General features: G+C 73.1%; 1 protein-coding gene. It reads right to left on the reverse strand.

Translation table 11 applies throughout. The features are described from left to right. Positions 1-601: 601 nt before the first annotated feature. Positions 602-2,296 carry an ABC transporter ATP-binding protein gene (locus ACZ53N_RS37055; protein ID WP_469145096.1) on the reverse strand — a complete coding sequence of 565 codons (1,695 nt, stop codon included), beginning with the start codon at positions 2,294-2,296 and terminating at the stop codon, positions 602-604. Positions 2,297-2,566: the final 270 nt, after the last annotated feature.

The following is a 2,566-nucleotide window of genomic DNA, read 5'->3' on the forward strand; positions in this document are numbered from 1 at the left end:
CAACCACAACCCACAACTGCCATGGTCCTTCCTCGCCCACACCGGCCTGACCATCCACTCAGCAACCCCACCGAACTTACGAAAAGATCAGTAGGACACGGGCCGTCTTCCAACCCGCGCTGGCATACCGGGTCATGGACGAGCTCTACGGCAGTCAAGAGGGCCGACACCGCTGGCGCAGGAAGCACGCCCAGGAGCTGTACGCCGCCCGCCACGTCTCCCCTGCCCCGGACGCTATCGCGGAGGCCGCCGACGGCGCCGGACAGCTCTTACCCCCAGTACCGTCAGAGCAGCAGGACGCTGTCCCGGAGCCGCCCGCGGTACCTGGCCAGGCAGGTGGTCAGGTACCGGACGAGGCCGGCGGCCAGTCCGGCTTCCCCACGGAATCCCCCGCTCCCCCGGACCTGACGGTGTCCGAGCCGCCTGTGCCCGCTCCTCCGAGCCCGCTGCCCAGTGCACCGCCAGCTGGCCCTCCGGCCGTTCCGCCGTACCCGCCTACCGCACCGCCCGCTCCGCTCCCCGAGCAACGCCCGCGCGGACTACGCGGCATGCTGCGCCGCCTGCTCGGCGACCGGTAGGCGATTCGTCAGGAACAGCCGCGTCAGGTGACGGGGTCGCTGTACGTCCTGGCCTGCGTTCGGTACATGGCCGCGTATTCGCCGTCCAGCTCCATCAAAGTCTCGTGGGTGCCCTCCTCGATGAGGTGTCCGTCGTCGAGGACGATGATGCGGTCGGCGTTGCGGGTGGAGCCGAGGCGGTGGGTGATCAGGACGACGCTGCGGCCTTTGCTCAGGGTCCGGATGCGGTCATAGACGGCTTCCTCGCCGCGGGGGTCGAGGGCGGCGGTCGGTTCGTCGCAGATGAGGAGTTCGGCGTCCTGGCGGTAGAAGGCACGGGCGCCAGCGATGCGTTGCCATTGGCCGCCGGAGAGGTCGCGGCCGCCCCACCAGGACGGGGCGAGGTTGGTGTCCAGCCCGTCGGGCAGGGCTTTGAGGACGGTGTCGGCGCCGGAGGCGCGGGCGGCGGCCTGCACGGTGTCGTCGTCGCCGGGGCGGCCGAGGGTGATGTTCTCGCGGGCGGTGACGGGCCAGCGGGCGAAGTCCTGCGGGAGCATTGCCAGCTGGCTCCATGCCTGTTCGGGGTCGGCGTCGGCGAGGCTGATCCCGTCCCAGGTGACGGTGCCGGTGGTGGGGGCGTACAGGCCGGCGAGGAGCTTGGCCAGGGTGGACTTGCCGCTGCCGTTCGCGCCGACGACCGCCAGGACTTCGCCGCGCCGGATGCGGACGCTGACGTTGTACAGGGCGGGGCGGGTGGCGCCGGGGTAGGTGAAGGACACGTCGTGCGCTTCGATGACCTCAAGGTGGCGTGGGAGGGGGGCGCGGGTGAGCGGGGTGGGGGTGCGGGCGTCGGCGTCGGTGAGGAAGTCGGCCCAGTCGCCGAGGTAGAGGCCGGTTTTGTAGGCGCCGTTGACGCCGGTGACGAGCTGGGTGAGCAGGCGCTGGCTGGTCTGGACGGCGATGACGGCGGTGCCGGCCGCGGCGAGCGGGATGCGGCCGGTGGAGGTCAGCCAGATCAGGGTGGCGTAGACGCCGATGGTGCAGGTCCCGGCGAGGGCGTCGCCCGTGATCAGGTAGCGGGCGCTGGTGCTGCCGACCTGCGCGGCATGTTCTTCGAGGCGGGTGGTGACCGTGGTGAACCGCTCGAGGAGCCAGGTGCGCATGGTCCCGGCGCGGACTTCGAGGGCGGTGGGGCGGCCGGAGGTGTGGAACATCCAGGTGTGGCGCAGGCGCCGGTCGGCAAGGACGTGGCGGTCGGCGAGGTAGGCGGTGCGGGCGGTGCGGACGGCGGCCCAGCCGCGGGGGAGCACGGCGAGCAGGAGCAGCGGGAGCAGCAGGGGGTGGAGGAGGGAGAGGACTCCGGCGGCTGCGAGGAGTCCCATGAGGGTGGTGAGGGTGGTGGTGAGGTTGTCGACCATGAGGTGGGCGTCTTTGGCGGCGCGGCTGGCGGCTTCGGAGTGGTCGCACCAGGCGAGGTCGTCGTAGGCGGCGAGGGGGACGCGGGTGGCGGCTTCCAGGTAGCGGCGCTCGGCGATGCCGTCGACCTTGGGGCCGATGCGGGCGGTGGTGGCGACGGTGAGCGCGCTGATGACCGAGCGGGCAGACGCGGCGGCGCCGATCAGGATCAGCGAGGGGACAGCGGCGCGCAGCCGGTCGGCAGTGGCTCCATCAGCGAACAGCGGGGCCAGCACGCCGGCGGTGGCGTGCAGCCCGGTCGCGGTGAGGACCCCGGAGACCACCTGCAGTACGGCGGTCAGTAAGAAGGCCCGCCGGTCGGCGGCCCAGGCCAGGCGTAGGGCGGTGCCGGAGAGGGCGGGCAGGCGTCGGGCGATGGTCAGGAAGGAGTCGTCGAGCGCGTGGTCGTGGCGTTCGGCGCTGACGGTGTACTGCGGCAGCGGCTCGGTCTTGGGAGGGCGGCGGGGGGGGGGGGGGGGGGGGGGGGGGGGGGGGGGGGGGGGGGGGGGGGGGGGGGGGGGGGGGGGGGGGGGGGGGGGGGGGGGGGGGGGGGG

This window comes from Streptomyces sp. NPDC033229 (genome assembly GCF_055576875.1).